Origin of the sequence: Saccharopolyspora hattusasensis (genome assembly GCF_050972075.1) — a bacterium.
Lineage (GTDB): Bacteria > Actinomycetota > Actinomycetes > Mycobacteriales > Pseudonocardiaceae > Saccharopolyspora > Saccharopolyspora hattusasensis.
Genome location: NZ_JBPCDC010000001.1, coordinates 7,461,719 through 7,486,711 on the forward strand (window position 1 = coordinate 7,461,719; position 24,993 = coordinate 7,486,711).

A 24,993-nucleotide genomic window follows, 5' to 3' on the forward strand; every position below is an offset into this window, starting at 1 on the left:
ACCCGTGAGTGTTTTTGGGTGCCATAGCACCCAAAAACACTCACGGCGTCCTTCGCCCGCCACTCGATCCCGTAGCGGGTCACGTAGCCGATCGCATCCAGCATCCTCCAGGATGGTGAACGCGTGCCTGTTCGGGCACGCCGCCCGGGACGATCAGGCAAGCATCTCCAGATGCGTTTGTGACTCCCGGAACTTCACTCCGGTGAGCGGAACGATTGTTCGTCTCGCACCGAATTCGTCACCAGCGAGGAGTTGACCGAGTGGTGCCGTGAGCGGCTCAGCGCCTACAAGGTTCCCCGGCGCTGGCACATCGGCGCCGACATTCCCCGTACGACGCAGGGCAAGGCTGCCCGGGGCACACATCCGGCGGACACATGACGACACAACCAGTTTCCATATATGGCACCGATGCCTTCCGCGACACCCCCGACCGCATGCTGGAACTCGCCGTCTACGCCCACGCGCGACTGTTGACCGATCCAAGACTGGAGACCGGGCCTCCGCCGACGCTCTCCGTCGTCACCTTCCGGTTGCGCAATGCCAACAAACAGCGCAACCAGTCTTTCCTGGCGGCACTCAACGCCACTGGGCAGGTCTTCCTTTCAAGCATCGAGGCCGAAGGCTACTGGCTGCGCATCTGCCTGCTCAACCAACGTATCCGCACAGAACATGTCAACGAACTCATCGATGTGATCACAGCCACTATTGAGGCGGGGAGTTGGCGAAACACTCCCCGATCGGGATAGCGATCGACGCTGGAAATCAGCACTGACACAGCCACCCGAGGACGCGTTCGACCGCGCGGAAGCCCTTCGGGACGCCGTTCGTCCCGAAGGGCTTCTTCGTGCTCGAGGTTTGTGGCGATCAGTCGTATTGGGCTCCGGGCTTGCCGTTTTCGACCGCGAACGAGGCGAATGTGGACTCGGGCGCCGGGGGTGCTGACGGTGCTGACCGTCCGCAGGTCTGCGGTGAACTGGTCGCGGTCGACGTGGCAGCGCACGTTGTCGGGGCGCCTCGCCGAACAGTTCCTGCCCCACCTGCGGCGGCTGCTGGGCACCGCGCTGGATTCGGTTGTGGATCTCGCATCGTCCGCGCATGCTCGACGGGGCCGGTGTCTGCCGCCGCTATGCGTTGTCCCAGGTCGACGTTAGCCATGCCAGGTCTGTCTTGGCCTTCTCCCGGGTGTTCGTGGCTCGGGTGAACAGCTCGGAGGTTTTCGTCAGCACCAGGGTGTATGGACGTCCTTGCCTGCGGGTGGCGTGCTGTACCGGCAGTTCTTTCATGCCGATCTGGGTGTGCACGTGCTGGCGTCGGTCTTTTGCCAGCGGCCATTCGAAGGTTCGCCGGGTTCGGGAGCTCAGGAACTCCGCCAGCGTGTCACAGAGGTCGCATCGGCAGCCGGTCCATTCGATCGACCAGTCGTCTTCCTCGCGCTGCGGCCGCGCGATGATCGCGGCGAGCCGCTGCGCGCAGTCCCGCGCGATCGGGTTGAGCCATGCCGCTTGTTCGGGGCCCGCCAGGCGCAGCGCCGGCATCAGGCACTCCAGGATGTTGTCTCCGAACTCGCGCAGTGCTCCCGAGACCTCCTCGCGTAGGTCATGGTCGGCGGCTTCCAATAGCCGCACCAGTGGTGAGCCAAGCCTCTCCAGCTGTTCCTGGCGGGTCTTGCTCTGCCCGGTATTCATCCAGAGCTGGAACTGGTCGTTCATCCGGCGCCACGTTACGGCGGACAGCAGCCGCGCCACCTCGGGCGCCCCTGCGGTGCGCAGCGCTTCGCGCAGCCCCGGCAGTGCGTCGTCGACCCAGTTGGAGAGTTCTGCCGGAAAGCGGTTCCCTAGCCTGAACCATTCGTCGATGACGCTGCGCGTCCAGTCTTCGCCGTATCGTCCGGCCGCCGTGGCCAACCTGTCCGCGTGTTCCTGCTTAACGATCTCGATGCGGAACGGCTCCAACAGCATCGCCGCCGTCTCGGCGGCACCCAGGCCCGCCGCTACGTCCAGCGCGGCGCCGAGTAGTCCTGGCTGCCCTCCGACGGTCTTCCAGAACGGAGCGAGTGACTCCGCCGCGGCACGTGCCTGCTCCAGGTCTCCAGCTCGGATGCGGTCGCGGAGCTCGTGAAGTGCCCACGGCGATCCGGCCTCGGCGCGCGCCGCGAACGCCCTTTCCTTCGGCCACACGACAATCGCGGCCCGCCGGTACCACCGATCCACCGTGTTGCCGTAATTGCCCATGTAGCCCTCGTATTCGGCCTGGAAGGGCGTCAGGTTCGCGTTCGGGGTGCTGGCACACAGCTCGTGGTCGGGGACGCGCAGCGAGATGGATCCGCCGCCGGTGCCGTCCGGGCCGGTCCACCAGCCGAGGACGATCTCGTCGTCGATCAGGCTGTTGAGCTCGTAGTCGCCGGGGTCCGCCTCGTCGTCGTAATCGTCGTAATAGTGCCAGCGGGAGCCGCCTACCGGCTCGGCGTCCCAGGTCTCCTTCACCTCGGCCAGCGCCAGCACCGTCTCGCCCCCGGCCTGCTCCGCCGCGGCGCGCAGTTGCGTGGCCCGCTCCGCGTCGACGCCCTTGAGCCGGCGCCAGTCCAGGCCCCGCTGGGTGTATTCGTGGTCGAGCAGAAAGACCAGCCGGTTCGGCAGACCGAGATCGCGGTTTCCGTATCGCGAGGTGGCGCGCGTGGTGAAGTGCTTGGTCAGGCAGTGCGCCAGTTCGGGGACCAGGCCACCCTCCAGCGCTGGTGTCTCGGCGTCGGCGAGCAGGTTGAACGTGAGCGATACCCGGTACCCGGACCTGACCGGTGTGACCTCGTGCCGGCAGTCGGAGTAGAACGCGACGAAGGTCAGGTCCGTCTTCGACGCCCGGTAGGCGATGCTTTCCCCGGCGTGCTCGATGATCAGCTCCCCGCCGGTGTGGGTGGAGGGCAGTGACATCACCAACGTGCCCACCATCGAGTCGTCCTTCTCCGAATCCTGGTGCGGGAGAAAGAACTGCCCCTTGCCGTATACCAGCATCGAGTGAGGTTCGGCCCTCAGCCGAGCCGTCCGTGGGAGCCCGAGCTCGTCGCGGAAGTGTTCCAGCGCGCTGTCCAGCAGCTCCGTCCAGCCGGATCCGCCCAGAGTGAGCTGATCCGGTGTGAGTTCCCACGTGTCGCGGACGTCGGTGTCGGTCAGGGTCTCTTCCCCGCGCCCGAACTTCGCCGGTCGCGCCGCGGCGATCAGCTTCTTCGCCTGGGGTGCGCGGACCGGAAGGCTCACCGGTCCGACACCGGACACCTCGAGCTGCAGCGAATTCGCCGGCGCCAGCAGCTGAGCACTGAACGACCCGGTCGGCTCGGAGTCGTCGAGTAGTCGCGCCAGTTGTTCCCGCGCTGTCTCCGCCATGTTTCCTCACCCGCGTTCGCCGTATGCCGAATGCGGTAGGACTGTAGTGGCTAGCTCAGATCCGGGAGCAGCGCCGTCTATGCTGGGTAGGTGCCAGTGTCGCGGAAACGGAAAAAGAAGCCCGGGAAGCCTGGTCGTGCCCAGGGGCGGGCCGGGCAGAATAAACGTATTTCGTCTGGTGGGGATTTCGGTGGATACGCGGGGGCTGTTGAGGGCCTGGTGGCCTTCCGGAGACATCTCGACGAAGGGTGCGAGTCGCGGGCCCACGAGATGGCGACGGGGCTCGTCGCGGAGCTTGTGACGCTGGTGGCGGATCGGCCGGACACCGTCGTGGAAGACGAACTGTGCCGACGGCTGGGTCCTCTGCTGTACGAGGCGCGGCAGGGACACCCGGATCAGCGGGTCCAGCCGAGTCGTCTGGCCCCGGCCTTGGTGGAGGCAGCCGCGATCGCGGTCGAAGAGACCACTGGGAATGCTGACGCGTGGCGCGTATTCACCGCTGTGGCCGGCGTGATGCCATATTCGGGCAGCGACGCCACTTTCGACGCGATGACCCAATTGCAGGCCGCGATGGGCAAGCCGGTGTCGCAGCCGACCGATCCGGAAGTCGCCGGCGAGGTGTTGTGGACCCGTGACGCGTACGGCGGCCGGTTCGGCGTCGCGGCCCCGATCACCGCGGCGGACCTGCCGGTGCGCTGGTACCTCTGGGACATCGACGCCTGCGGGCTCCAGGCCTTTACCGTCCACAGCGGCTTCTATCCTACGCCGGAAGCGGCGTTGGCCGCATGGCAAGACGGCGTTGGCGAGAGCGCAGCGGCGGGTACGGAATTCGCTCCGGTCGACGCCCCCTCACTACTGGCGGAACTGCTGCCCTTCGAAATGGGCTTCCTCTACGTAGGTGGGGAAAGCACGGAGCAGCTCGCCGAATACTACCGCAGCAAGCGCCTGGCCGAGATTGTCAAGATGGCCGTGCGACAGCGAGAAACCCTGGCCAGCCCCGGTCTGGATGTGGCCACAGCGACAACCGAGTTCACCGCGTGGCTGAGCGCTCGCCGCAACGCGGCCGGTCAGGAGCTGCCGGCGGACGTGGCGGAGCTGGTCCCGGAACTGGCCGACTCCTGGTGTATCAACAACATCCAAGCGGTATTCGCAGTGTGCTCCCCGCACCGGGTCGCGTGGTGCGCGCAGCACATCCGCAACTGCTACGAACACAAATTCGCCGAGCGGCTGATTGCCCTGCTGCCGGAATGGATCCGGTGGCTGGCCGCACGAAACGAGACTCCGCCGGAGCTGGCCGACCGCTGCCTGCCCTACGCGCAAGACGAACCGTATGAGCAGCTCGGCGACGGCCCCAATGGACCCGACTGGCTGACCCGCGTCATCGAATAACGCGGGTCAGCCGTCAGCGGCCAGGTTTCGTAGCGTCCTGTTGATCGCGTCGGCATCGAAGGGCACGGGGTCTTCCGGGTAGATTGGGTCCCTGATCACGATCGTGCCGAACCCGTCGATCAGCCGGGTGGAGAGCTGGTGCAGCCGGCCTCCGCGCGCGTCGGCAACGCAGTGGTGAGTTGGCCAGGCCCGACGAGACGGCACGGACGGTGGAGAGACGCGGTACGCCGCCCAGTACACCGTGCGCCGAGCACGAATGGCAGAGATTCGGCCTGCCCTGGACCCGTCCACTGCCGGCGAGCACATTCTTGGCTGTCGCGCCATGACAGAATCCGGCGCGACGTAGCCGACGACCCCGCGTCGCGACCCGATCCACCAACGATTCGTGTTCGTGACGCCGCCGGGCTCATGATCGCAGCCCGGGCCTGGTGATTCATTGACTGTCCGTACTAATCGGCGCGAAACGTGTCTTTGTGCTGACTCAATATCCCGACGTACGGTGAGTGACCAGACGGAGGTGTGGCGATGGAGCTGCGACAGCTGGGCTGGGCCGGACCGTCGGCAATCCGGCCGCGAAGGCCGCGCTGGACATGGCGGTCTGGGACGCGCTGGGCCGCACGCTGGACATGCGAGTGACCGAATTGCTGGGCGGTTACACCGACCGCATGCGCGTATCGCACATGCTCGGCTTCGACGAGCCCGCGGCGATGGTCGCCGAGGCGGAGCGATCCGCGACGAGTACGGCATCACCACGTTCAAGGTGAAGGTCGGCCGCCATCCGGTCGAGCTCGATGTCGCCGTCGTCCGGGCCCTGCGGGAGGCACTGGGCGCCGAGGTGGAGCTCTACATCGACGGCAACCGCGGCTGGACCCCAACCGAATCGGCCGCGGCGATGAAACAGATGGCCGACCTTGGCTTGCTGTTCGCGGAGGAGCTGTGCCCGGCCGACGACGTACTGGGCCGGCGCTGGCTGGTGTCGCAGCTGGACGTGGCGTTCATCGCCGACGAGTCCGTGGTCACCCCGGCCGATGTCACGCGCGAGATCCTCGGTGGCTCGGCGACCGCGATCAGCAATCATCCGTATCGCCCGCAGGCGAAGCCGCGGTGCATGCTGCTGCCCCGAATTGTCCATTGTGGACAGTAGAGGCAGGCAGCCTGGGCAGTGCGGTGGATGACGTCCAAGAAAATCTCTCGGCGAGAATTGGCCGGCCTGTTGACCTGCCGTTTCCCCGCACCTGACGTCCGGCGACATCGCGATCGTGCAGGTTCGGAAGTGCCTGCTCGACACGCTGACCGCCGTTGCGAACGGGGAGCCGGCACCGGGTACGAAACCCGGTTCCCAGGAAGGAATCTTGTTCGAAGCGCTCACCGCCGAGCCGGACGCGTCGATGCGGGACTTGGCCGCACGATGACCACCACCCCTGCCCCTTCTGCGCACGAACTTGCGCTGCTTGCCAGACGCCTCGAAAAGCTCGAGGCGGAGTCGGAGATCCGCCGGCTCGTCAGCACCTATCACTGGTCAACGACGCCGGATCCGCGTCCGGTGCCATGCCCGCATGGGCGGACCTGACGGTCCCGGCAGCCGGCGGAACCAGCTCCGCGGTGCTGCACGAGCTGGAGGTGGCCGGTGGCGCGGATTGGTCGGGGTGGGGGCTGTCGGCGGCCTGGCCGGGCTACCCTGGCATCGCCACCGATGACGGCACCCCCCGTCCCGAGTACATGCCGCGCATGATGCACCTGTTCATCAACGATTGGATCGAAGTGGACGTTGACACCGCCCGCGGTCGTTGGTACTGCTGGGAACGCGCGATGGTCCACATCGGATCAGAGCTGCGAGCGGTGCTGATCGCCGGTCGCGGGATTACGCTGACCGTCCCCCCCCCCCGACCGGTCCGTGCTCGACGTGGTCTCCGATGTCGCCCCCACTGTGCTGTCCTTGTGTGCCGAGGGCTATTGCGGCACCTGCGAAACCCGGGTGCTGGAAGGAATCCCGGATCACCGCGACTCCCTGCTGTCCGGAAGTGACAGGGCGAGCAACGAAACGATGCTGATCTGCGTGAGCAGATCACGCTCGGCGAAACTGGTTCTCGACCTCTGACAGGCGTCCACATCAGCGCGGAACCATGTCGGGCTCCCTCGCGTCGGTTCCGCCCCAGGGACGCACGGCGGTGGTGTCCGCGCGGGTCACCGCCGCGCGAGCGGGACGATCCGGCCGCGGCGCTCCAGCTTCTGCCACGGCAGCCGTGCCCCGGCCAGTGCGGTGATCACCGACTGCACCACGATCAGGTACATCAGCTGCCGGTACACGATCTGCTGCAGCGGGAGCACCAGCAGCGGGCGCAGCGACTCGCCGTCCAGCCGGAACGCGATCACACCCGGCACCGCCTGCAGCGCCAGGAACCCCAGCCAGGTCAGGGCGACGTTGCCGGCGTCCTCGGTGAACAGCGCGAAGCACGCGGTCACGTCGACCACCGGGGCGATCACCTGCAGCAACACCTGGAACACGAGCAGGTAGGGCAGGCCGCGCCGCCCGAGCCGCCCGGCCGGGCCGCGCTCGATGACGGCCCGCCGGTGCTTCCAGATGGCCTGCAACGTCCCGTAACACCACCGGTAGCGCTGCTTCCACAGCTGGCCGTAGGTGGCCGGCGCCTCGGTCCAGGAGATCGCGTGCTCCTCGTAGACCACGCGCCACCCGTCACGCTCCAGGGCCATGGTCAGGTCGGTGTCCTCGGCCAGGGTGTCGTCGCTGACGCCGCCGATATCCAGGATCGCCGAGCGGCGGAAGGCGCCGAGCGCGCCGGGCACCGTAGGCGTGCAGTGCAGTACGTCGTAGACGCGGCGGTCCAGGTTGAACCCGATCACGTACTCGATGTGCTGCCAGCGGCCGAGCAGGCTGCGGCGGTTGCCGACCTTGACGTTGCCGGACACCGCGCCGATGTCGGGGTTGGTGAAGTGCGCGACCATCCGCCCCACCGCGTCGGGTTCGAGGACGGTGTCCCCGTCCACCATGACCACCAGTTCGGAGTTCGCCGCCGCCAGCCCGGTGTTGAGCGCCGCGGACTTGCCCGCGTTCTCTTGCCGGATCAACCGGATGCGTGGGAACCGCTCCTGCAACTGCTGGACCACCTCGACGGTCCGGTCCGTGGAGCCGTCGTCGATCACGATCACCTCCACCGGGTGATCGCTTGCGAGGATCGACCGAACCGTGTTAGCGATGCCGGCTTCTTCGTTGTAGGCCGGGACGATCACGCCGACGCGCTGGCTGATCTGCCACGGCGGTTCCCACCGGCGGGATCGCCGCACGTGGATCGGCACGATCAGCAGCATGACGACTGCGCGCAGCGCGGCCAGGCCGGTCGCCATCCAGAGCAGCGCGCGCAGCGAGTCTGCCAGCCAGCGGGAGACCTGGATGGCGGCGACCAGCATCGTGCCCGCGATCCGGTCGACGATCTGGGCCTGGTTCACCGTGCCGGACAGCTGGAAGGTGCCACCGACGGAGTCGACCTGCCACCCGGTGCGCTGCAGGTCGGGCAGCAGGCGGTCCAGCGCCTCGACGGTGCCCGGGCCCGCGGTGTCGCGCATCAGGAGCACCGCGCCGCGGTCGTCGCGGGGCGTCGAGTTCGCCAGCACGGCCGCCGCGTCGGGTTGCCGCCAGTCCTGTGAGTCCAGGTCGGCCAGCACCACCTGGCGCCCGTGGTTCCCGATGCGCAGGAACGCCTTCCACGCCTCGTAGTCCAGCGATCCGGTGGTCGTGTACGGCGGTTGGACGAGGTTCGTGGTGATCCCGGCGGCTCCGGCCAGGACCAGGTCGGTGGCCTGCAGCTCCAGCTGCACCCGCAGGTCACCGGCCTGCCGCAGGTCGGTGCGGGTGAGGGTGCGGTTGCCGATCTCGTGCCCGGCGTCGAGGATCCGGCGGATCAGCGCCGGGTTCTCGGCGGCCTGCGCGCCGGTCACGAAGAACGTGGCGTGCACCTGGTGCCTGGCCAGCACGTCCAGCACTTCCGGTGTCCACTGCGGATCCGGTCCGTCCACGAAGGTCAGCGCCAGGTGGCGGGTGCGGGGGTGCCGGACCACCGGTTCGCGCGGATCGATCACGGAACCGCCGGCGAAGGCGGATTCGGGGACGAACTGCCTGCTCCCGCTCGGCGTGGCCGCCGTGCCCGCGCGGTTGAGCAGGACGTCCAGGCCGAGCAGGCTGCACAGCACGAGCAGCACAAGGCCCAGCAGCAGCCAGTGCGATCGGGGGGTTCGGGGGATTCGGGAGCGACGTGGCAAAAGCGCTTCCTGCCTCAGGGGTTGGTGCCTGCGGTGCTCGGCAGCGGCGGGGCGGGTTCGCGGGAGTTGAGCATCGCCGCGGCGAGGAACAGCCCCAGGCAGACGAGCACCAGGCTGGTCAGCAGCACGAACCGGCGGAAAACGCGGCGCCGGCGACCGCTGCCGTCGACGAAGACCGGGTCCGCAGGGTGGTGCACCCGGCGCACGCGCCGGTCCGGCAGCAGGTCGAGGGTCGTTTCGCCGCGATGTCTCCGATGTTCGGAATGTCCGGTGTGGACGACCACCGTTCCGGCGGTGCCGCGGCGTCGGTGCCTGGCGTGGACTTCTTTCGAGCCGCTATGAGGTCGTTGGCGGTCTCGCCGGGACATCACTACTCCGGTTGTCGGGGTCTCGGTCACTCGAATGGGTAAGTCGGGGCACAGTACGATAACGTTACGATCACTCGGAACCAAGGGCGCGCTGTTGTCGGGGTGCGTGCGAGTGAACTTGAACGCATGGAGTGAACACAGGCAGTGAGGACTTTCCTGCGGCGCACCACTCGACTGCTGTCGCTGGCCCTGGCGGGCTTGGTCGTGCTCGTCGCTGCTTCGGCGCTGTACCTGGACGTTTCGTTGGGCCGGGTGCCCGCGTTCACCGACTATGTGGGACGCGTCACGTCGGCGCGGGGTACGAACTGGCTGCTGGTCGGTTCGGACAGTCGCGAAGGACTCTCCGAGCAGCAGGAACAGGAATTGGTCACCGGCGGCACCGCCGATGCGGGCGGATCGCGCACGGACACGGTGATGCTGCTGCACATCCCGGCCGGTCCCGGCGCACCGACGCTGGTCAGCCTGCCGCGCGATTCGCTGGTGCCGATCGAGGGCCACCCCCCGAACAAGCTCAACGCGGCTTACTCCTACGGCGGTCCGACGTTGCTGTCCCGGACCGTGGAGGAAGCCACCGGGCTGCGCATCGACCACTACCTGGAGATCGGGCTGGGCGGCTTCGCCGGAGTGGTGGACGCGGTCGGTGGCGTGCGGATGTGCCTGCCGCAGGCGATCCACGACCCGAAGATCGACCTCACCCTGGCGGCCGGCTGCCAGCAGCTGACCGGCGCGCAGGCGCTCGGTTTCGTGCGCACCCGGGCCTTCGCGCGGGGCGACCTGGAACGCGCGGAGCACCAGCGGGAATTCCTCACGGAGTTGGTGCGCAAGGCCACCAGTCGGGAGGTGCTGTTCAACCCGCTGCGCTCGGTGCCCATGACCTGGCGGCTCGTCGCGACCGTGACGGTCGCCGACCACGACCACCTGGACGACCTCGGGCAGCTCGGCTACCAGGCGGGAACCGCGGGGGAGGAGCTGGTCACGGCGACGGTGCCGACCAGCGGTGGGATGGACATGCCCGGCGTCGGCGCGGTCCTGTTCTGGGACAAGGAGAAGGCGGGGGAGCTGTTCGACTCGCTGCGGCGGGACCGGCCGGTGCCTTCCGAAGCGCTCACCGCCGCCCGGTGAGCCCTCAGAGCCTGTTGGCGAATGGTCTGGGTGGGTGGTCGCTTAGCGGAACCTGAGAGAGGTTCCCTGGACTGCGGGTGCCCCTCCTGATGTATGTCCAATACGCGGCGGAGGGGCCGTCCTCGCCAGAAAACCTCTCAGAACCCGCCGATGGTCGTCTTGGCAAGGTGAATGCAAGCGGCTGCGCCGCTTCCAAAGGCGCGGACGGCATTCGCCGACAGGCCCTCAGGCCGTTAAACCCGAGGGGAGACTCCCTCGAGCCACCCGGCCCTGCTCAGGCCCCGGCGGGGCCTGAGTTCGCCGCTTCGATGCGTTCAGACTTCACGATGAGCCGCCACGCGCTCAACGCAGCCAGGGTGTACGCACTGGCGACGAGAGCGAAAGAGGCTTGCGGGCCGCGGGTCCAGTCATGAGCTGCGGCTAGGACAACGCTGACGGCTGCGATGCCGACCAGCGAGCCGATCTGGCGATTGGCGTTCAGCACCGAACCTGCGACGTTGGCGTGTTCTGGGCCCGCGGCGTCCACCAGGGCCGCCGTCATCGCCGGGGAGATGATGCCCGCACCGACGTTGGCCATCCCGACAGCAAGGGCAAGCGCCCAGTAGGGCGTCGCCGGGGAAACCGTGATCATGGTCAGCGACGAAACGCCCGCCAGCAGCAGGAACGCCGTCAGCAGCAGGCCATTGCTGAAAATCGCGGAAATCCGCGAGAAAACGATGTTGGAGACGGGGAAGAAGATCGTCATGGGCAGCAGTAGCAGGCCGGCCTGGAGGGGGCTGGCCCCGCGCGCATGCTGAAGGTAGAGCCCGACCATGAACATGCTGCCGAAAAGCGCGAAGTTGAACAGGAAGCCGACGATGTTGGCACCAGAAAATCCGGGGTTCTGGAACACCCTCCACGGCATGACGTGCTCTTCGGCACGGCGCTCCCGGACCACCAGGAGCCCGGCGACGAGCACAGTCACCACGGCCGCCGTGAGGACTGCTGAGGATGTCCAGCCGAGTTGGGGTCCCTCGATGAGCGCAAAGCTCAGCGCGGTGAGCATGACGACGAATAAGGCATGGCCTGACGCGGCCAGTTTCGTCGAACCGCCACCGACTGGTTTGATGTAGCGGGCGGTCATGATCATGCCGATGGCCCCGATCGGCAGGTTGAGCAGGAAGATGCTTCGCCATCCGAACGCACTGACCATGAGACCGCCGATCGTCGGCCCGAAGCCGGATGCGGTCGCCACGATCGCGGACCACAGGCCCAGCATTCTGGTGCGTTTCCGCTTGTCCGGGAAGGAATGGACCAGCAGGGACAGGGAACTGGGCATGAACAGCGCGGCCCCCGCTCCCTGTGCGAAGCGGGCCGCGATCAGCACCTCGGACGTGGGGGCGAGCGCGCAAGCCAACGAGGCGATGGAGAACACTGCCATGCCCCACTGGTAAACGACTTTCGCCCCGACGCGGTTGGCGAGCCCGCCAGCGAGGAGCAACAGCGATGCGAGCGTCAGAACGTATCCGTCGACTACCCAGGTGAGCTGGGTGAGGGTGGTCTCGAGTTGCTGCTGGATCGCCGCACCCGCGACGTTGACGACCGTGATGTCGAGTGTCGCCATCACGAAGCCGGTGGCGAGAGAAGTGATTTTCACCCCAGCCGATGAGTCCCGCCCTTCAGGGGCAGTACCGGCGGGGGCTGCCGCGCCGGTTTTGGCAGTGCTCATGCTGACTCCTGTCAAATCGTTGCCCCCGGATTCCGCGGCGTCGGGAGGGAATCCGCGAGGCGCGTCCGAGGTTCGCGTCGGTCTCCGGCGTACTTCCTGTGGTAACTCTGCGTGGCTGTCATCGCGCGGCCCGAACGACGGTGAAACGGCGCAACGCGGAACCGTTTTCCGTTGCGCACGCAACATGTTCTGTCTCTCGAGGCATGCCTGAACCGGTCCGCAGGCGGTTTCCTGCGGACCGCTTCTGGTTCACCGGAAAGTTACTTACTGTGCCGAAGGGGGTATGGACGGTGTCTGGATTGCCGGTCTATATTCGAGCCCAGTTGCGAGCAAGTACTCGTATTTTAGCGCTCGAACTGGCCGGGGGCGCCACGCTCCGGCAGAAACCGGAGTCCGACTTGTTCCACGCACTCGCCCGCCTGATCTCGCGGCAGCCGCGGATGCTCTTGCTGGTCGCGCTCGCCTTCGTCGTCGGTTCCGTGGTGCTCGGCGGCGGTGTCGCTGACCGGCTGCTGGCCGGTCAGGGCACCGAGAACCCCGCGTCCGACTCCAGCCGCGCCGACGACCTGCTGGAGGAGCACTTCCCGGAAAGCCGCCCGAACCTGCTGCTGCTGGTCTCCAGCGACCGCGGGGTCGATGACCAGAGGATCGCAGCTCAGGGCGTCCGGCTCGCCGAGCGCCTGGCCTACGAGCCGGGCGTCACCGGCGTGACCTCCTACTGGCAGACCGGCGCTGAGGACCTCAAGTCCGAGGACGGCCGCTACGCCCTGATCGCCGCGCACGTCGCCGGTACCGAGGACGAGGCCAGCCGGATGGGTGCCGAGTTGGCGCCCGAGTACACCGGCCGCCACGGCGACCTCGACGTCCGGGTCGGCGGCATGACCGCCGTGCTTTCCGACGTCGAGACCACCATCGCCGAGGACCTGGCCGCCTCGGAGCTGATCGCGCTTCCGCTGGTCCTGATCATCCTGGTGCTGGTATTCGGCAGCGTGGTGGCCGCCTCGCTGCCGCTGATGGTCGGCATCATCGCGATCACCGGCACCAACGGCGTGCTGTGGCTGCTGGCCGGGGTCACGGACGTGTCGATGTTCGCCCAGAACATCACCACCATGCTGGGCCTGGGGCTGGCGATCGACTACGCGCTGCTGATGGTCCGGCGCTACCGCGACGAGCTCCGCCGTGGGCTCGACCCGCGCGCCGGCATCGCCGCCACCCTGCGCACGGCAGGCCGGACCGTGCTGTTCTCCGCCGTGACGGTGTCCGTCGCGCTGTCGGCGATGCTGTTGTTCCCGCTGTACTTCCTGCGTTCGCTGGCCTACGCGGGCATCTCCGTGGTGCTGCTGGCCGCAGTTGCGGCGCTGGTGGTCCTGCCCGCCTCTTTGGTGCTCCTCGGCCACCGGGTCAACGCGCTGGACGTGCGGCGCGCGGTGCGTCGCAGGCGGCGCGAGAGCAGGCGTTTCCCGGCGCTGATCGCGACCGTGATGCGCGGCGCGCCGGTGTTCGCGCTCGGCTCGGTGGTGATCCTGGTGGTACTCGGGCTGCCGTTCCAGCGCGTCGAGTTCGGCATGGCCGACGACCGGCAGCTACCTGCCGACGCCGAGTCGCACATGGTGCAGCAGGTCCTCCGGGACCAGTTCGACAACAGCGTCACCGGCACCATCGACGTCGTCGCGCCGAGCCCCGCCGGGGCCGAGCTCGCCGACTACGCGACTCGGCTGTCCACTGTGGCGGGCGTTGAAGAGGTACGGACGTCGATGGGGACCTTCGCCGCCGGCCGCCAGGCGAAGCGGCGGATCACCGTTGACGCCGTCCGCGACGAGGCGGGCCTGAACCACCTGCAGATCCTGCCCGACGACGGCATCGAGGACATCTCGCCGGAAAGCCAGGACCTGGTGCGCCAGATCCGCGCGGTGCCCAGCCCGTTCCCGGGCACGCTGGTCTCCGGGCAGAGCGCCGCCGTGGTCGACACCCAGGAGGCGATCGGCGACCGGCTCGGCTGGGCGCTCGCGCTGATCGTGGTCAGCACGCTGGTCCTGGTGTTCCTGCTGACCGGCAGCGTGCTGGTTCCGGTGCAGGTGGTGGTGCTCAACGCGCTGAGCCTGACCGCGATGTTCGGCGCGGTGGTGTGGGTGTTCCAGGACGGCAACCTCAGCGACCTGATCGGCTTCACCCCGGTCGGTTTCATCGACACCTCGCTGCCGGTGCTGATGTTCTGCATGGCGTTCGGGCTGTCCATGGACTACGGCGTGTTCCTGCTCTCGCGGATCAAGGAGGAACACGACCGCACCGGCGACAACGAGACAGCAGTGGCCGCGGGTGTGCGCAACACCGGCGGCATCATCACCGCCGCCGCGGTCCTGCTCGCCGTGGTGCTGGTGGCCATCGGTACCTCGCGGGTAACCAATTCGATGATGCTCGGATGGGGTGTCGCGCTGGCGGTCCTGGTCGACGCGACCGTGGTGCGCTGCCTGCTGGTGCCCGCGGTGATGAAGCTGTCCGGCAACGCGAACTGGTGGGCGCCCTCGTGGCTGTGCCGGTTCCAGCAGCGCTACGGGCTGCGAGAGGGCGAAAGCACGCCCGCCGCAACGGTAACCGAAAAGACCACTGTAGACACCCTCGCGCCGAACTGATGAAAGAGACTCAAGTGTCCAAGCGTCGAGTGAGTTCCGTCGTCATCCTGCTGATCGCCGTGGCCGTGCTGGTCGGAGTGCCCGTGCTGGTGGTCGGCGGCAGCGGGGACGGCGCGGGCGCGGCCGATCAGCATGCCGTGCGCGTGGACCAGCTCAACGAGGAGACCAACGCGCGGCTGGCCGGGGCGGGCATCGTCGACGTCCCGGTGCAGTTCACCGTGCAGAACATCAACCGTTCGAAGGCCGCCTGCTACACCGACGGCCAGACCTACGTCGTGCGCGGGCACCTGACCACCCCGCGAGACCTGCTGGCGCGGCCGGACAAGGAGGTGACGCTCTACCAGCACGGCATCGGCACCGGCGAGTGGTACTGGCGGATGCCGATCCGCGGCTACCACCAGGCGGAGGAGATGGCCCGCCGCGGCCACGCGTCGCTGACCATCGACCGCATCGGCTACGACAGCAGCGACAAGCCCAACGGGCTGCGGACCTGTCTCGGCGGTCAGGCCGACATGACGCACCAGATCGTCGAGCAGCTCCGGGCGGGCGGCTACCGCGCCGACGGGCTGCCCGCGCCGGCCCCGGCGTTCGGCAGGGTGCTACTGGCCGGGCACCACAACGGCGCGCAGATCAGCCAGATCGAGGCGTACTCCTTCGGCGACGTCGACGGCCTGGTGCTGATGGGCTGGGCTGACCGGGGCCTGACCGACGACGCCGACGCCACGTTCTTCGGCGCGTTCTCCTCCTGCATGCAGGGCGGGGGCGGACCGGCGGAGAAGGCCGACGATCCGCCCGGCTACGTCTACTTCGACCTGGGCCGCACCCGGTTCGCCGAGGACAACCTCCGCGACGTGCGGCCGGAGGTGGCCGGCGCGGTCACCCAGCAGCAGAACCGCACTCCCTGCGCCGAACTGGCCTCGCAGCTGGAAGCCGTCGTGGTCGACCTCCAGCACCTGAACGAGATCACCGTGCCGGTGCTGATGGTCCAGGGCGAGCAGGACTCCCGGATCACCGGCGGTGAGCAGAACCTCGCACCGTTCACCGGCACCACCGACAAGCAGCTGCTGGCCGTGCCCGGCGCCGGCCACTTCATGGGGCTGGGGGAGCGGGCGCAGGTGCTCCACGACGGCATGGCGTCGTGGCTGGACCGGCACTGAGAAAGGAAACCGAGCATGTTCGTCAAACGCTTCGTCGCGGCGCTGGCGGTGGTGCTGATCGCCGTCGGGCTGCCGGTCCTGGCCCCGCCGGAAGCCAGTGCGCAGGCCATTGTGGACTTTCCGGTCTCCTTCCAGGTCCAGAACGTCAACCGCACCACCAGCCAGTGCACCGCCGACGGTCACACCTACACCATCCGCGGCCACCTGACCGCGCCGGCGTCGGTGCTCTCGCGGCCGAACCCGGCGGTCACGCTCTACGTGCATGGCACCAACACCGGTGAGTGGATCTGGCGGCTCGACAGCCCCGGCCACAACTACGTGCGGACGCTGGCGGAGAAAGGCCACGCGTCGGTGACCATCGACCGCCTCGGCTACGGCTCCAGCCCCATCCCCAACGGGTTCGCCACCTGCAGCGGGGCACACGCCGACATCGCCGACCAGATCGTGCGGCAGCTGCGCGCGGGCACCTACACCGTCGACGGCGCCGCACCGGCCCGTTTCACCCGCGTGTTCATGGCGGGCCACTCCAGTGGCGCGCTGGTCGCCGAGACCGCAGCGTTCTCCTTCGGCAACGTCGACGGGATCGTGCTGACCGGCTGGGCCGCGATCGGCTTGACCGAGGACACCATGCGGCGGTTCTTCTCCGCCTACGACCGGTGCCTGGAAGGCGGAGAATCCGGCTACCCGCCCGGTTTCGTCCACTTCGACGGCAGCCTGGACGGCTTCCTGGCCGGCGGGCTCGGACCGGACGCCGAACCGCGCGTCAGGGAGGCGATCACCCCGCTATACCCGGCCAACCCGTGCGGGGTGATGGTGTCCGAACCGGTGGGCATCATGTCCGACCTGACCCGCATCGGCGAGATCAAGATCCCGGTGCACCTGATCTTCGGTGCGAAGGACGTCCTGCGCCAGGGCGTCGAAAGCTACCCCGGACTGTTCACCAGCAGCGACGACGTCACGGCTACGACGGTGCCCGATGCCGGGCACTTCGTGACCCTGGACGTCAACTCGTCGGTCGTCACCGACGGGATCGCGGACTGGCTCGATCGCCACCAGTAAACCCAGGAAGGAAGTGGCACGTGTCCACATCGCCACCCCAGGCCCAAGACCAGGATCCGGGCTCCGGGACCACCCGCCCCCCGGCGCTGCGCAGGCTGGGGCGGTACATCGCACACCGGCCGCGCGTTATCGCGCTGGTCGGTGTCGTGCTGTTCATCATTTCGCTGGTGATCGGCTCCGGTGCGATGAACCGGCTCCTGCTGAGCCGGTTCGAAAGCCCCGGCTCGCAGTCGCTGCAGGTCGCAGAGCAGCTGCAGCAGCAGTTCGACACGGGCAAACCGCAGTTCATGCTGCTGGTCACCGCCAAACAGGGAACCGTGGACGATCCGCAACCAGCCGCAGCGGGCCGCGCGCTGGAGCAGGAGCTGGCCAACCACGCCGGGGTGCTCGACGTCTCGTCGTACTGGTCCCGGGGCGGTTCGCCCGCGCTGCGCAGCAACGACTCCCGCCAGGCGCTGATCATCGGCCGCTTGGAAGGCGATGTGACGCAGGCGCGCACCGAGCTGGGCCGCAGCATCTCGCCGGACTTCACCCGCGAGGACGCACTGGTCAGGGTGCAGGTCGGCGGCGCCGATGAGGTCTTCCGGCAGGCCGCCCAGCAGGCCAGGACCGACTTCTTCCGCGGTGAGCTGATCGCGCTGCCGATGGCGCTGATCCTGCTGTTCGCCATCTACCGCCGGTTCCGGGTCGCCGCGCTGACCCTCGGGATGGGTTTCTTCGCAGTGGTGGCGACGCTGGCGCTGCTGCGCGGGGTCACCTACGTCACCGAGGTCTCCACGTTCGCGGCGAACCTGACCCTCGTGATGGGGCTGGGCCTGGGAATCGACTACAGCCTGTTCATCATCAACCGGTACCGGGAGTCGCTGCGCGCGGGCCGTACCGTCCAGCAGTCGGTCGAGGACGCCGTGGCCACGGCGGGCAAGACGGTGGCCTTCAGCGGTGTGACGGTCGCCGTCTCGCTGGCGTGCCTGATGTTGTTCCCGTTCCCCTTCCTGCGTTCGTTCGCCTACTCCGGTGTCGGCGTGGTGGCGACGTCGGTGTTCGCGGCACTGGTGATCCTGCCCGCGGTGCTGGCGTTGCTGGGCCGCGCCGCCGACCGCCGCAAGCCCCCGCGCAACGCCTCGGGCGGCGCCTGGCACACCCTGGCGGTGCGCATGATGAAGCGCCCGCTGGTCTACGGCGTGCCCGCACTCGTCGTGGTGCTCGCACTCGGTTCGCCGGTGCTGGGCCTGCAGTTCGGCCTGCCCGACGACCGGATCCTGCCGCCGGAGACCTCCAGCCGGGTCACCCAGCAGTCCATCCGGGACAACTTCGGTCAGGAGGAGATGGATGCGATCCAGCTGCTGACCGACGACCTGCCGGGGACGGTGGCCAGCAGCGCCGAGATCGAGCGCTACGCCACCGCACTGTCCAATGTGCCCGGTGTCGCGCAGGTGGATGCGCTTACCGGTTCCTACCGGCAGGGGCAGCAGATCCTGGAGCCCAACGAGAGCTCGCAGCGCTTCGCTGACGAACAGGGCACCTGGTTCTCCGCAGTGCCCACCAACGAGGTGCTGGCCGGCGGTGACGTCGCCACGCTGGTCTCGCAGCTGCGCTCGGCGATGTCCGGCGTCGACGTCGGTGTTGGTGGTTACCCGTCCGAGCTCAACGACTTCCGGACCGCGCTGGTCGAGCGGCTGCCGGTCGTACTGGTGCTCATCTTCGTCGTCACGTTCATCATCCTGTTTCTGATGACCGGCAGCGTGCTGCTGCCGGCGAAGGCTACCGTGCTCAACGTGCTGAGCATGTCGGTGATGTTCGGCGCGCTGGTCTGGGTGTTCCAGGACGGCAACCTCGCCGGACTGCTGGACTTCACCCCGACCGGACAGGTCGAGCCGACCTTCCCGATCCTGATGTTCTGCATCGCGTACGGGCTGTCCATGGACTACGAGGTGTTCATGATGTCCCGGATCAAGGAGGAGCACGACCGCACCGGCGACAACGTGCAGGCCGTGGCGGTGGGCATCGAGCGCAGCGCGCCGCTGATCACCGCTGCCGCGGTGATCCTGGCGCTCGCCTTCGCCAGCTACGGCGTCTCCGGCGTGATGTACCTGAAGATGCTGGGCATCGGCATGGCACTGGTGATCCTGGTCGACGCCACGCTGATCCGGGCGGTGCTGGTCCCGGTGTTCATGCGCCTGGCGGGCAACGCGAACTGGTGGGCGCCCGCGCCACTGCGCAAGCTGCACGAGCGGTTCGGCATCACCGAGCAGGAGACGTCGCGGTCCGAGCCGCGCGTCCCATCCGGCGCCGCGCACTGAGCCGGCGCAGGGGAACCTCAGCCGCTGCTCCCCGTCCCCTTCGGCTGAGACCCCGGAAGGGCAGGCAGACCCGCGGGTCCGCCTGCCCTTCCGTCATAGCCTGCTGTACCTGCCGCGCTGGTACTGGTCCGAGCTGGGATCACCCGACCTACGGGGACTCCCGCCGCTGTGGGCGAGTCGCTACCCCGACAACAACGGCGGGTACGCCTCCCAGATTTACGCCCGGGTGCCCGCGTCGTCGTGGCAGGGATACGGCGGGCTGCCCGTCGAAATCCTGCAATTCTCGTCCACGGCCACCGTCGCCGGGAAACCCGCCGTGGACGTCAACGCCTACCGAGGAACGCGGGACCAGCTCGCCGCGCTGCTCACCGATCCACCGGAGGAAGACGACGACTTGAAGCCCGATGAACGCAACGCGTTATTTGCGATCCTGCATGAACTACTCGGCCCTCGCGGGCCGCAAGGCCAGATTCAGGGATGGGGAACGGCCAACGGGCCGCGAACCGTCGTGCGATGCTCGTTGATCCGGTCAACGCAGCCTATGCCCCGATCCCGTCCGCGGTGGAAGGTTCGGACGTGCGGCTGACGCCGCGTCAGTGCTCGCGAACGCCGACGCCTACAGGTGGCAGAACGAACGCGCGCTAGCCGGCCTACTCGCCGCGTTTACCGAGATCATCGACGCTTACGCCGAAGACCGGGATGCCGACGCCGACTCGCTTAAGCGCGCGGTGCGGGAAGCGCTTGAAGAACATGGCGTGAACGTGGACCTCCGCGCCGCGGCCCGCGTCCCGGCCGCCGACGTGGCACGCGAGCGAGCACAATTCCAGGAACCCCGCGGCGAGGTGGCCCGTGGCTAAACACCGCGAGGACGGCCGCCGCTGGACGCGCCTACTCACCACCGAACCCGCCGCCGTCGCCGAGCTGGCCCGCCTCGCTGTCGCCGCACTGGCCACCACGGGCGTGATCCAGCTCGATGACCCTTACACCGATGCCGCCGCGCTCGCCGCGAGCGCGGCGGCATCGCTCGGACTGACCTGGTGGACCCGCCGCCGAGTAACCCCAGCCGCCCGACCCCGCGACGCCGACGGAAACACACTCGGTGCGGTACCGCCACAAACCCAGCTCTACTAGCCAATGTCCCCAAAGCCCAGACACAGGAATGCGCCCCGTACGGAACGAATATTCGTCCGTGCGGGGCGCATTCGTGTCTCGGACCCGCCTATGCGTGGAGTTCCCAGCTGGCCGGGCTGTGCGGTGTGTCAATCCATACCCACTGCTGTCCGTCAGGGTTGACTGTCACGCCAAGCCGCGACCAATCCGGGTGGCCGTGCTGCTCCCACAAATCGTGTGCCCGCTCCACGGATTCCCATAGCGAGGTCGGACCGCTCTCGGTCACCGACCATTCCCCGTCAGAGGTGGGTTCCATCATCACGAACGCATGCGAGCCGTCGGGCGCGGTGATGGTCCCGGCTGTGGGTTGCCGGGTATCCGGGTCGAATCGCATACCGAAGCGGACGCCGACGGGTAGCCCGGTGAAGTGCGCGAGGAACCACACGACGCGGTTTTCCGACCACGGATTGGGCGGGGTCGTCGTCGTGCGCGTTTGCTGATCTCGGAGGTTCGGCGATTCGATGGCGCGGGCGGGTTCGCCGTAGTGGCGCATCGCCATGAACGCCGCCCACCGTTCGGTAAACCGCCCTTCGAGCCCGTCACGCTCGCGGCGCAGCAACACCAAGTTGCCCGCGCCGGTTCCCCTCTTGAGATCGACCAGCGCCAACCCGCCAGGCGCGAGCTGAGACAGCCACGCTTGCGGAACAACCGGGACAGAACACGTCGCGATGATCCGATCATACGGTGCATGCTCGGCGATTCCTTCGGCCCCGTCCCGCGTAACGAGTGTGGGTCGGTAACCGACCGACGCGAGCCGTTCCCGGGCTGGTTCGACCAGCTCCGCATCGACATCGACCGAGTACACGCGATCATCACCGAGACGGTGTGACAGGAGAGCGGCGTTGTAGCCGGTGCCGGTGCCGATCTCCAACACACGGTGCCCGTCGTGCACGTCCAGGGCTTCGAGCATCCGCAGCATGAGATCCGGCTTGGTGCTGCTGGAAATCCCCTCGTAGTGCGTTCCTCGATCGGCAAGCGCCGTGAACAACGTGACAGGCGAGTACACCCGGTCAAGACCGGCCGCCGATGTCACGTCCACCGTCTGCCATCTCCCTGTCTGGTCCTGTTCGTAGACCTCGGGGACGAACACGTGACGCGGCACGGCGGCGACGGCCGCGATCCATGCCCGGTCGCTCACGTCGCCGCGCATAGTGAGTTCGTCGGCGAGCCACCGCGCCCGCGGCTCCCACCCGGAATCAATTTGTGTGGTCACAGTTGTCCCTTCATCAGCAGATCGGCGAGAGCGGCAGTCAGCGGTGCGCCCGTGTAGGACTCGATCCAGCCATATTGGCCCCCGGGGTTGATCTCCAGGAAGACCCATTCACCCGCTGAGGTCACGACGAAATCAAGCGCGCCATAGACCAGCCCGAACGTGCGCATGAGCGAACGAATCCCTGCTGTAACTTGCTCAGGCGGGTCGATCAAATCGTATGACAAGGAGTCGTAGTCCGAACGCCAATCGATGTATGACGACGCGTTGCCAGCGTAGATTGCCGCTGCGGTGATGTGGTCACCGATGACGATCACACGTACTTCGAAGGACTTCGGCACCCACCGTTGGACCATGTGCGTAGTGACCTCAATGCCGCGCAAGTCGGCGAGATCATCATCACCCACAACACGGGTCCACGAGAGCTTCCGCGTTCCTTCCTCGGAAATCGTGTTGGAACCCATCAACTTCGTGACGGTTCGCCCGCGCGCTGCGAAGTTCTTCACGGTGTCGCGCTCATTCGTGATCGCGGTCTCGGGCACCGCCAACCCCGATTCGTGAGCACGGATAAGCTGCACCGCCTTGTAGGACGCATCCGCCATTCGCGCTGGATGGTTAACCCACAGCACGGGCAGGCTTGACAGTACCCCGCCGAGCCCGTATTTCGCTTCGAGGAATGCATGTTGGCGTTCGGCTGAGGAAAGTTCCGCGGGCATTTGGTACGCCTCGGGGCTCCGGTACCACACTGCGCTCACGTCGTCCAGTTCCAGGCAGTGTTCCGGCGTTCTGAGAGCCCCGGACCAACGGCCCCCGCGCAGCTCAGCGGAAATGCTGAGCTGCGCGGGGAACCACGCTGTGTTCACTCGACACACGGGCACGTCGCGATCCCGCAACACGGTCACCATCGCGTCGGCCGACGGGTCGAGATCACGAGCGAGGATCAGAATCGTCATACGGGCTGAACCGGCGCGTCCGGCGCGAAGTCGTACACGAAGTCTTCAGCCCGGCCTTCGTCGCCGTCGCCATCGGTAACGGAGTCGGCTGACGGGTCCATCCTGAGTTCGTTCAGCGCCCGGCCGTCAAGGTCAACGGCAACTTGTTGTGCATGGTCGTAGCGCCACGCCGGCACCGGCTCGAACTTCTTGCCGGACAACGTCGACATACCACGCAGGCCCCACGGGCGCACACCGTCACCCGACGCTGGGTCAGCGTTGTTCGGTGTTCCCATTGGACGGCCGAGCGGGAACTGTGCGCTGTCGGACGCCACGGGGTCATCCGCGAAACGCGTCAACATTGCAGGCATAGCGGCTTCCTTCCTGTTCGATTGCTATTTCACTGTCGGCCAGACGCCGCCGGTCGTGAATCGGCCGGACGGGTCCCTGGAACCCGGCTCGGGGCCCTGCGCGAAAGACCCCGAGCCGGGCACGGAGGCGATACCGAGCGCCGTTGCCCGCTATCGCCACCGGGTCATGCGGCGAGATCAGGCACGAAGTCGGGCAACGTGTCTTCCGAACCGGGGTCCGGCACGCTGTAGGTACGTGCACTCATGCTCGGGGTCGTGATTCGCCGACCGTGGATGTCGACCGCCACTTGTTGCGCGTGGTCGTACCGCCACTCGCCAACTTCGTTGCCGGATCGCGGCGCGGGCTGCATCCCGCGCAAACCCCACGGGCGCATGGGCTTCCGATCGACCGGTGAATCACACAGCATGGTCGGCACTATCGGTTTCCCCTTCCTTTCTCGATGGTCGCTCAGCGCGGTTGCGCCGAGCGGAAACGCTCGTCCTCCGCGTTCAGGACGAGCACGCACCCGTGACGCGTCGGGAGGCTTCCACGAAACGGGTACGGGCCTAGTGGTGGCGTTAAAGCCGTTTCAGTCCTTCCAAAACCGCCTTGAGCAGATCCCGCGTTACCGGCGTACGGCCTGTGGCAACTCGCGCCGCAACCGTCCGCTCGGTGTCTCGTGCCGCCTCAACATCGGTTGAGCTGTCGCCGGAAGGTGCAGAGTTGGCAAGAGCCGCGTCGTTTTGCACTGGCGTGAACGAGCCACGCGGCCCGATCTTGATTACTGGCAGCAGCCGCGTCGGTAGGTCGGCAACGTCGTCTCGCAGATCGCCGACGAAGGTTGTCACGAGCCCGTCCGGCGTGCGGTCGAGCGAATGTCTGCCCATAAGTGCCGCAGTCATGCGCTCGCCGCCGCTAGTGCTAGTTCGGTGCATTCGCCGCACATCGGCCAACCCGGGACGGCAGCAGCGAGAGGTCCCCATGCAAGGTGTCGGCAGAGCGTCTGCACAACGCTGCGTCCATCAAGGCTGCTATGTACTGCGTCCGGTTCTGCGAAGTGCGTCAGGCGCTCGCCGCGCATCGCGGCGGCGTAGTTCAACGCGGTGACCGGCTCCCAGATGTCCCCAGCGTCAAGAACGCCAGACAGTCGCGCCATGATTCCCTCGGGAAGCTCGGGCGGCGGGGCTGCCGCGTCGGCAGCTCGGTCCGCTACGCCGAACGCCACCAACAGGCATGCCATGCACGGCGCACCAACAAATCTGGTGACCTGCTCAGCATCGGCCACGGTGAGTTGATGTCCGCACGGCGCGCGCAGAATGGTCGGCGTAGGGCCGTCCAGATCGACGGGGTATGCGTGAACCTCGGATTGCGCCATGCCGGACGCCCGACCGTTTCGGGCAAGAATCATGGTTATGCCCGCCGCCCTTCGAACCGGTGTCGACCACCGACACGATGTTGGGGGCCAGCGGCCGGCTCGGAATCTCGGCGGCCACCGACGGGTTGCGCACTTCGCCACGGATAAACAAGAGCGCGGACTAAGCGCCGCGGATTGCCGTTCACCCGAGCAAAACCGAGCAGCCGGAACGTAGAACCACGCGGGCGGGTTTGTCGTATGGCGTGTCGGGCCGCGCTGCTGCGTCGTCGTGCTCGAACCGCGGTACTGGGGGTTGCCAGCACTTCGGCGAACTCGATAGCGCTCGGTGCCCACATGACCAGAAAAACGGTCAAGAGCGCGCCCCACATCGCGAACTCACCCACGGCGCGCACCTCCCCCACCCAGCGCACGGCGCCACCGGTCACGCCGTCCACTAGCGATACCCCGGGCGATTACCCACCGATCGGACAGGTCACGAGCGATCACCCGAGCGATGCCGGGGAGCGTCAAAGCGACTGCGCCGCCGATCGTGATCAGCGCGAGCGGCCCCAACACGGCGAGCCACACAGC

Annotated in this window: 18 protein-coding genes and 3 pseudogenes; 12 read left to right on the top strand and 9 right to left on the bottom strand. The window is 67.5% G+C overall.

The genetic code is table 11. The annotated features are described in order from the left end of the window. Positions 1 to 243: 243 nt before the first annotated feature. Both ACRXBZ_RS35475 and ACRXBZ_RS35480 read left to right on the top strand, forming a co-directional pair. A pseudogene (locus ACRXBZ_RS35475) lies at positions 244 to 378 on the top strand (AMP-binding enzyme); the annotation flags it as partial. After that, positions 375 to 746, top strand: coding sequence for a PLP-dependent aminotransferase family protein (locus tag ACRXBZ_RS35480; RefSeq protein WP_433882784.1), 372 nt, complete (start codon positions 375 to 377; stop codon positions 744 to 746). The pseudogene ACRXBZ_RS35475 and the gene ACRXBZ_RS35480, both read left to right, overlap by 4 nt. Before the next feature lie 378 nt (positions 747 to 1,124). Here ACRXBZ_RS35480 and ACRXBZ_RS35485 read toward each other — a convergent pair whose 3' ends face one another. Beyond that, positions 1,125 to 3,377, bottom strand: coding sequence for a 2OG-Fe(II) oxygenase (locus ACRXBZ_RS35485; RefSeq protein WP_433882785.1), 2,253 nt, complete (start codon positions 3,375 to 3,377; stop codon positions 1,125 to 1,127). Positions 3,378 to 3,596: 219 nt separating this feature from the next. Here ACRXBZ_RS35485 and ACRXBZ_RS35490 point away from each other — a divergent pair, with 219 nt between their 5' ends. The 3 genes and pseudogenes from ACRXBZ_RS35490 to ACRXBZ_RS35500 all read left to right on the top strand — a co-directional run. Beyond that, positions 3,597 to 4,766, top strand: coding sequence for a hypothetical protein (locus tag ACRXBZ_RS35490; protein WP_433882786.1), 1,170 nt, complete (start codon positions 3,597 to 3,599; stop codon positions 4,764 to 4,766). A 545-nt stretch (positions 4,767 to 5,311) separates the two neighbouring features. Beyond that, positions 5,312 to 5,838, top strand: a pseudogene (locus tag ACRXBZ_RS35495) (enolase C-terminal domain-like protein); the annotation flags it as partial. A gap of 819 nt (positions 5,839 to 6,657) precedes the next feature. Beyond that, positions 6,658 to 6,864: pseudogene (locus ACRXBZ_RS35500) on the top strand (2Fe-2S iron-sulfur cluster-binding protein); the annotation flags it as partial. Positions 6,865 to 6,950: 86 nt separating this feature from the next. Here ACRXBZ_RS35500 and ACRXBZ_RS35505 read toward each other — a convergent pair. Together ACRXBZ_RS35505 and ACRXBZ_RS35510 are read right to left on the bottom strand one after the other, a co-directional pair. Beyond that, positions 6,951 to 9,041, bottom strand: a complete 2,091-nt coding sequence (locus ACRXBZ_RS35505; RefSeq protein ID WP_433882787.1) for a bifunctional polysaccharide deacetylase/glycosyltransferase family 2 protein — start codon at positions 9,039 to 9,041, stop codon at positions 6,951 to 6,953. A gap of 14 nt (positions 9,042 to 9,055) precedes the next feature. Further along, positions 9,056 to 9,409: a hypothetical protein gene (locus ACRXBZ_RS35510; protein ID WP_433882788.1), complete on the bottom strand. Its 354-nt coding sequence runs from the start codon at positions 9,407 to 9,409 to the stop codon at positions 9,056 to 9,058. A gap of 144 nt (positions 9,410 to 9,553) precedes the next feature. On the opposite strand from ACRXBZ_RS35510, the gene ACRXBZ_RS35515 reads away from it, so the two are divergent. Then, complete coding sequence (locus ACRXBZ_RS35515) at positions 9,554 to 10,531, top strand: LCP family protein (RefSeq protein WP_433882789.1); 978 nt, start codon at positions 9,554 to 9,556, stop codon at positions 10,529 to 10,531. A gap of 274 nt (positions 10,532 to 10,805) precedes the next feature. Here ACRXBZ_RS35515 and ACRXBZ_RS35520 read toward each other — a convergent pair whose 3' ends face one another. Beyond that, positions 10,806 to 12,239, bottom strand: a complete 1,434-nt coding sequence (locus tag ACRXBZ_RS35520; RefSeq protein WP_433882790.1) for an MFS transporter — start codon at positions 12,237 to 12,239, stop codon at positions 10,806 to 10,808. Positions 12,240 to 12,529: 290 nt separating this feature from the next. Between ACRXBZ_RS35520 and ACRXBZ_RS35525 the strand changes: the two genes are divergently transcribed. From ACRXBZ_RS35525 to ACRXBZ_RS35550, 6 genes are all read left to right on the top strand, one after another. Next, on the top strand, positions 12,530 to 14,869 hold the full coding sequence (locus ACRXBZ_RS35525) for an MMPL family transporter (protein WP_433882791.1): 2,340 nt from the start codon (positions 12,530 to 12,532) through the stop codon (positions 14,867 to 14,869). A 14-nt stretch (positions 14,870 to 14,883) separates the two neighbouring features. Then, on the top strand, positions 14,884 to 16,026 hold the full coding sequence (locus ACRXBZ_RS35530) for an alpha/beta hydrolase (protein WP_433882792.1): 1,143 nt from the start codon (positions 14,884 to 14,886) through the stop codon (positions 16,024 to 16,026). 15 nt (positions 16,027 to 16,041) lie between these two features. After that, a complete protein-coding gene (locus tag ACRXBZ_RS35535) occupies positions 16,042 to 17,085 on the top strand; it encodes an alpha/beta hydrolase (protein ID WP_433882793.1) in 1,044 nt (347 codons plus the stop codon). Positions 17,086 to 17,105: 20 nt separating this feature from the next. Further along, the gene (locus tag ACRXBZ_RS35540; RefSeq protein ID WP_433882794.1) at positions 17,106 to 19,385 is read left to right on the top strand and encodes an MMPL family transporter; all 2,280 of its coding nucleotides are present in this window, start codon (positions 17,106 to 17,108) and stop codon (positions 19,383 to 19,385) included. Positions 19,386 to 19,981: 596 nt separating this feature from the next. Further along, positions 19,982 to 20,242, top strand: a complete 261-nt coding sequence (locus tag ACRXBZ_RS35545) for a hypothetical protein (RefSeq protein ID WP_433882795.1) — start codon at positions 19,982 to 19,984, stop codon at positions 20,240 to 20,242. Continuing rightward, positions 20,235 to 20,516 (top strand): hypothetical protein, encoded by a 282-nt coding sequence (locus tag ACRXBZ_RS35550; protein WP_433882796.1) that lies wholly within the window; start codon positions 20,235 to 20,237, stop codon positions 20,514 to 20,516. The genes ACRXBZ_RS35545 and ACRXBZ_RS35550 overlap by 8 nt, the downstream gene beginning before the upstream one ends. Positions 20,517 to 20,604: 88 nt before the next feature. Here ACRXBZ_RS35550 and ACRXBZ_RS35555 read toward each other — a convergent pair whose 3' ends face one another. From ACRXBZ_RS35555 to ACRXBZ_RS35575, 5 genes are all read right to left on the bottom strand, one after another. Then, entirely contained in the window at positions 20,605 to 21,768 is a 1,164-nt protein-coding gene (locus tag ACRXBZ_RS35555) for a methyltransferase domain-containing protein (protein ID WP_433882797.1), read from the bottom strand. Beyond that, positions 21,765 to 22,718, bottom strand: a complete 954-nt coding sequence (gene tgmB, locus ACRXBZ_RS35560) for an ATP-grasp ribosomal peptide maturase (RefSeq protein ID WP_433882798.1) — start codon at positions 22,716 to 22,718, stop codon at positions 21,765 to 21,767. Before tgmB ends, ACRXBZ_RS35555 begins: the two co-directional genes overlap by 4 nt. After that, positions 22,715 to 23,032: a putative ATP-grasp-modified RiPP gene (gene tgmA / locus ACRXBZ_RS35565; protein ID WP_433882799.1), complete on the bottom strand. Its 318-nt coding sequence runs from the start codon at positions 23,030 to 23,032 to the stop codon at positions 22,715 to 22,717. Before tgmA ends, tgmB begins: the two co-directional genes overlap by 4 nt. Positions 23,033 to 23,626: 594 nt before the next feature. After that, complete coding sequence (locus ACRXBZ_RS35570; RefSeq protein WP_433882800.1) at positions 23,627 to 23,950, bottom strand: hypothetical protein; 324 nt, start codon at positions 23,948 to 23,950, stop codon at positions 23,627 to 23,629. Beyond that, positions 23,947 to 24,423 carry a hypothetical protein gene (locus ACRXBZ_RS35575; RefSeq protein ID WP_433882801.1) on the bottom strand — a complete coding sequence of 159 codons (477 nt, stop codon included), beginning with the start codon at positions 24,421 to 24,423 and terminating at the stop codon, positions 23,947 to 23,949. Before ACRXBZ_RS35575 ends, ACRXBZ_RS35570 begins: the two co-directional genes overlap by 4 nt. Positions 24,424 to 24,993: the final 570 nt, after the last annotated feature.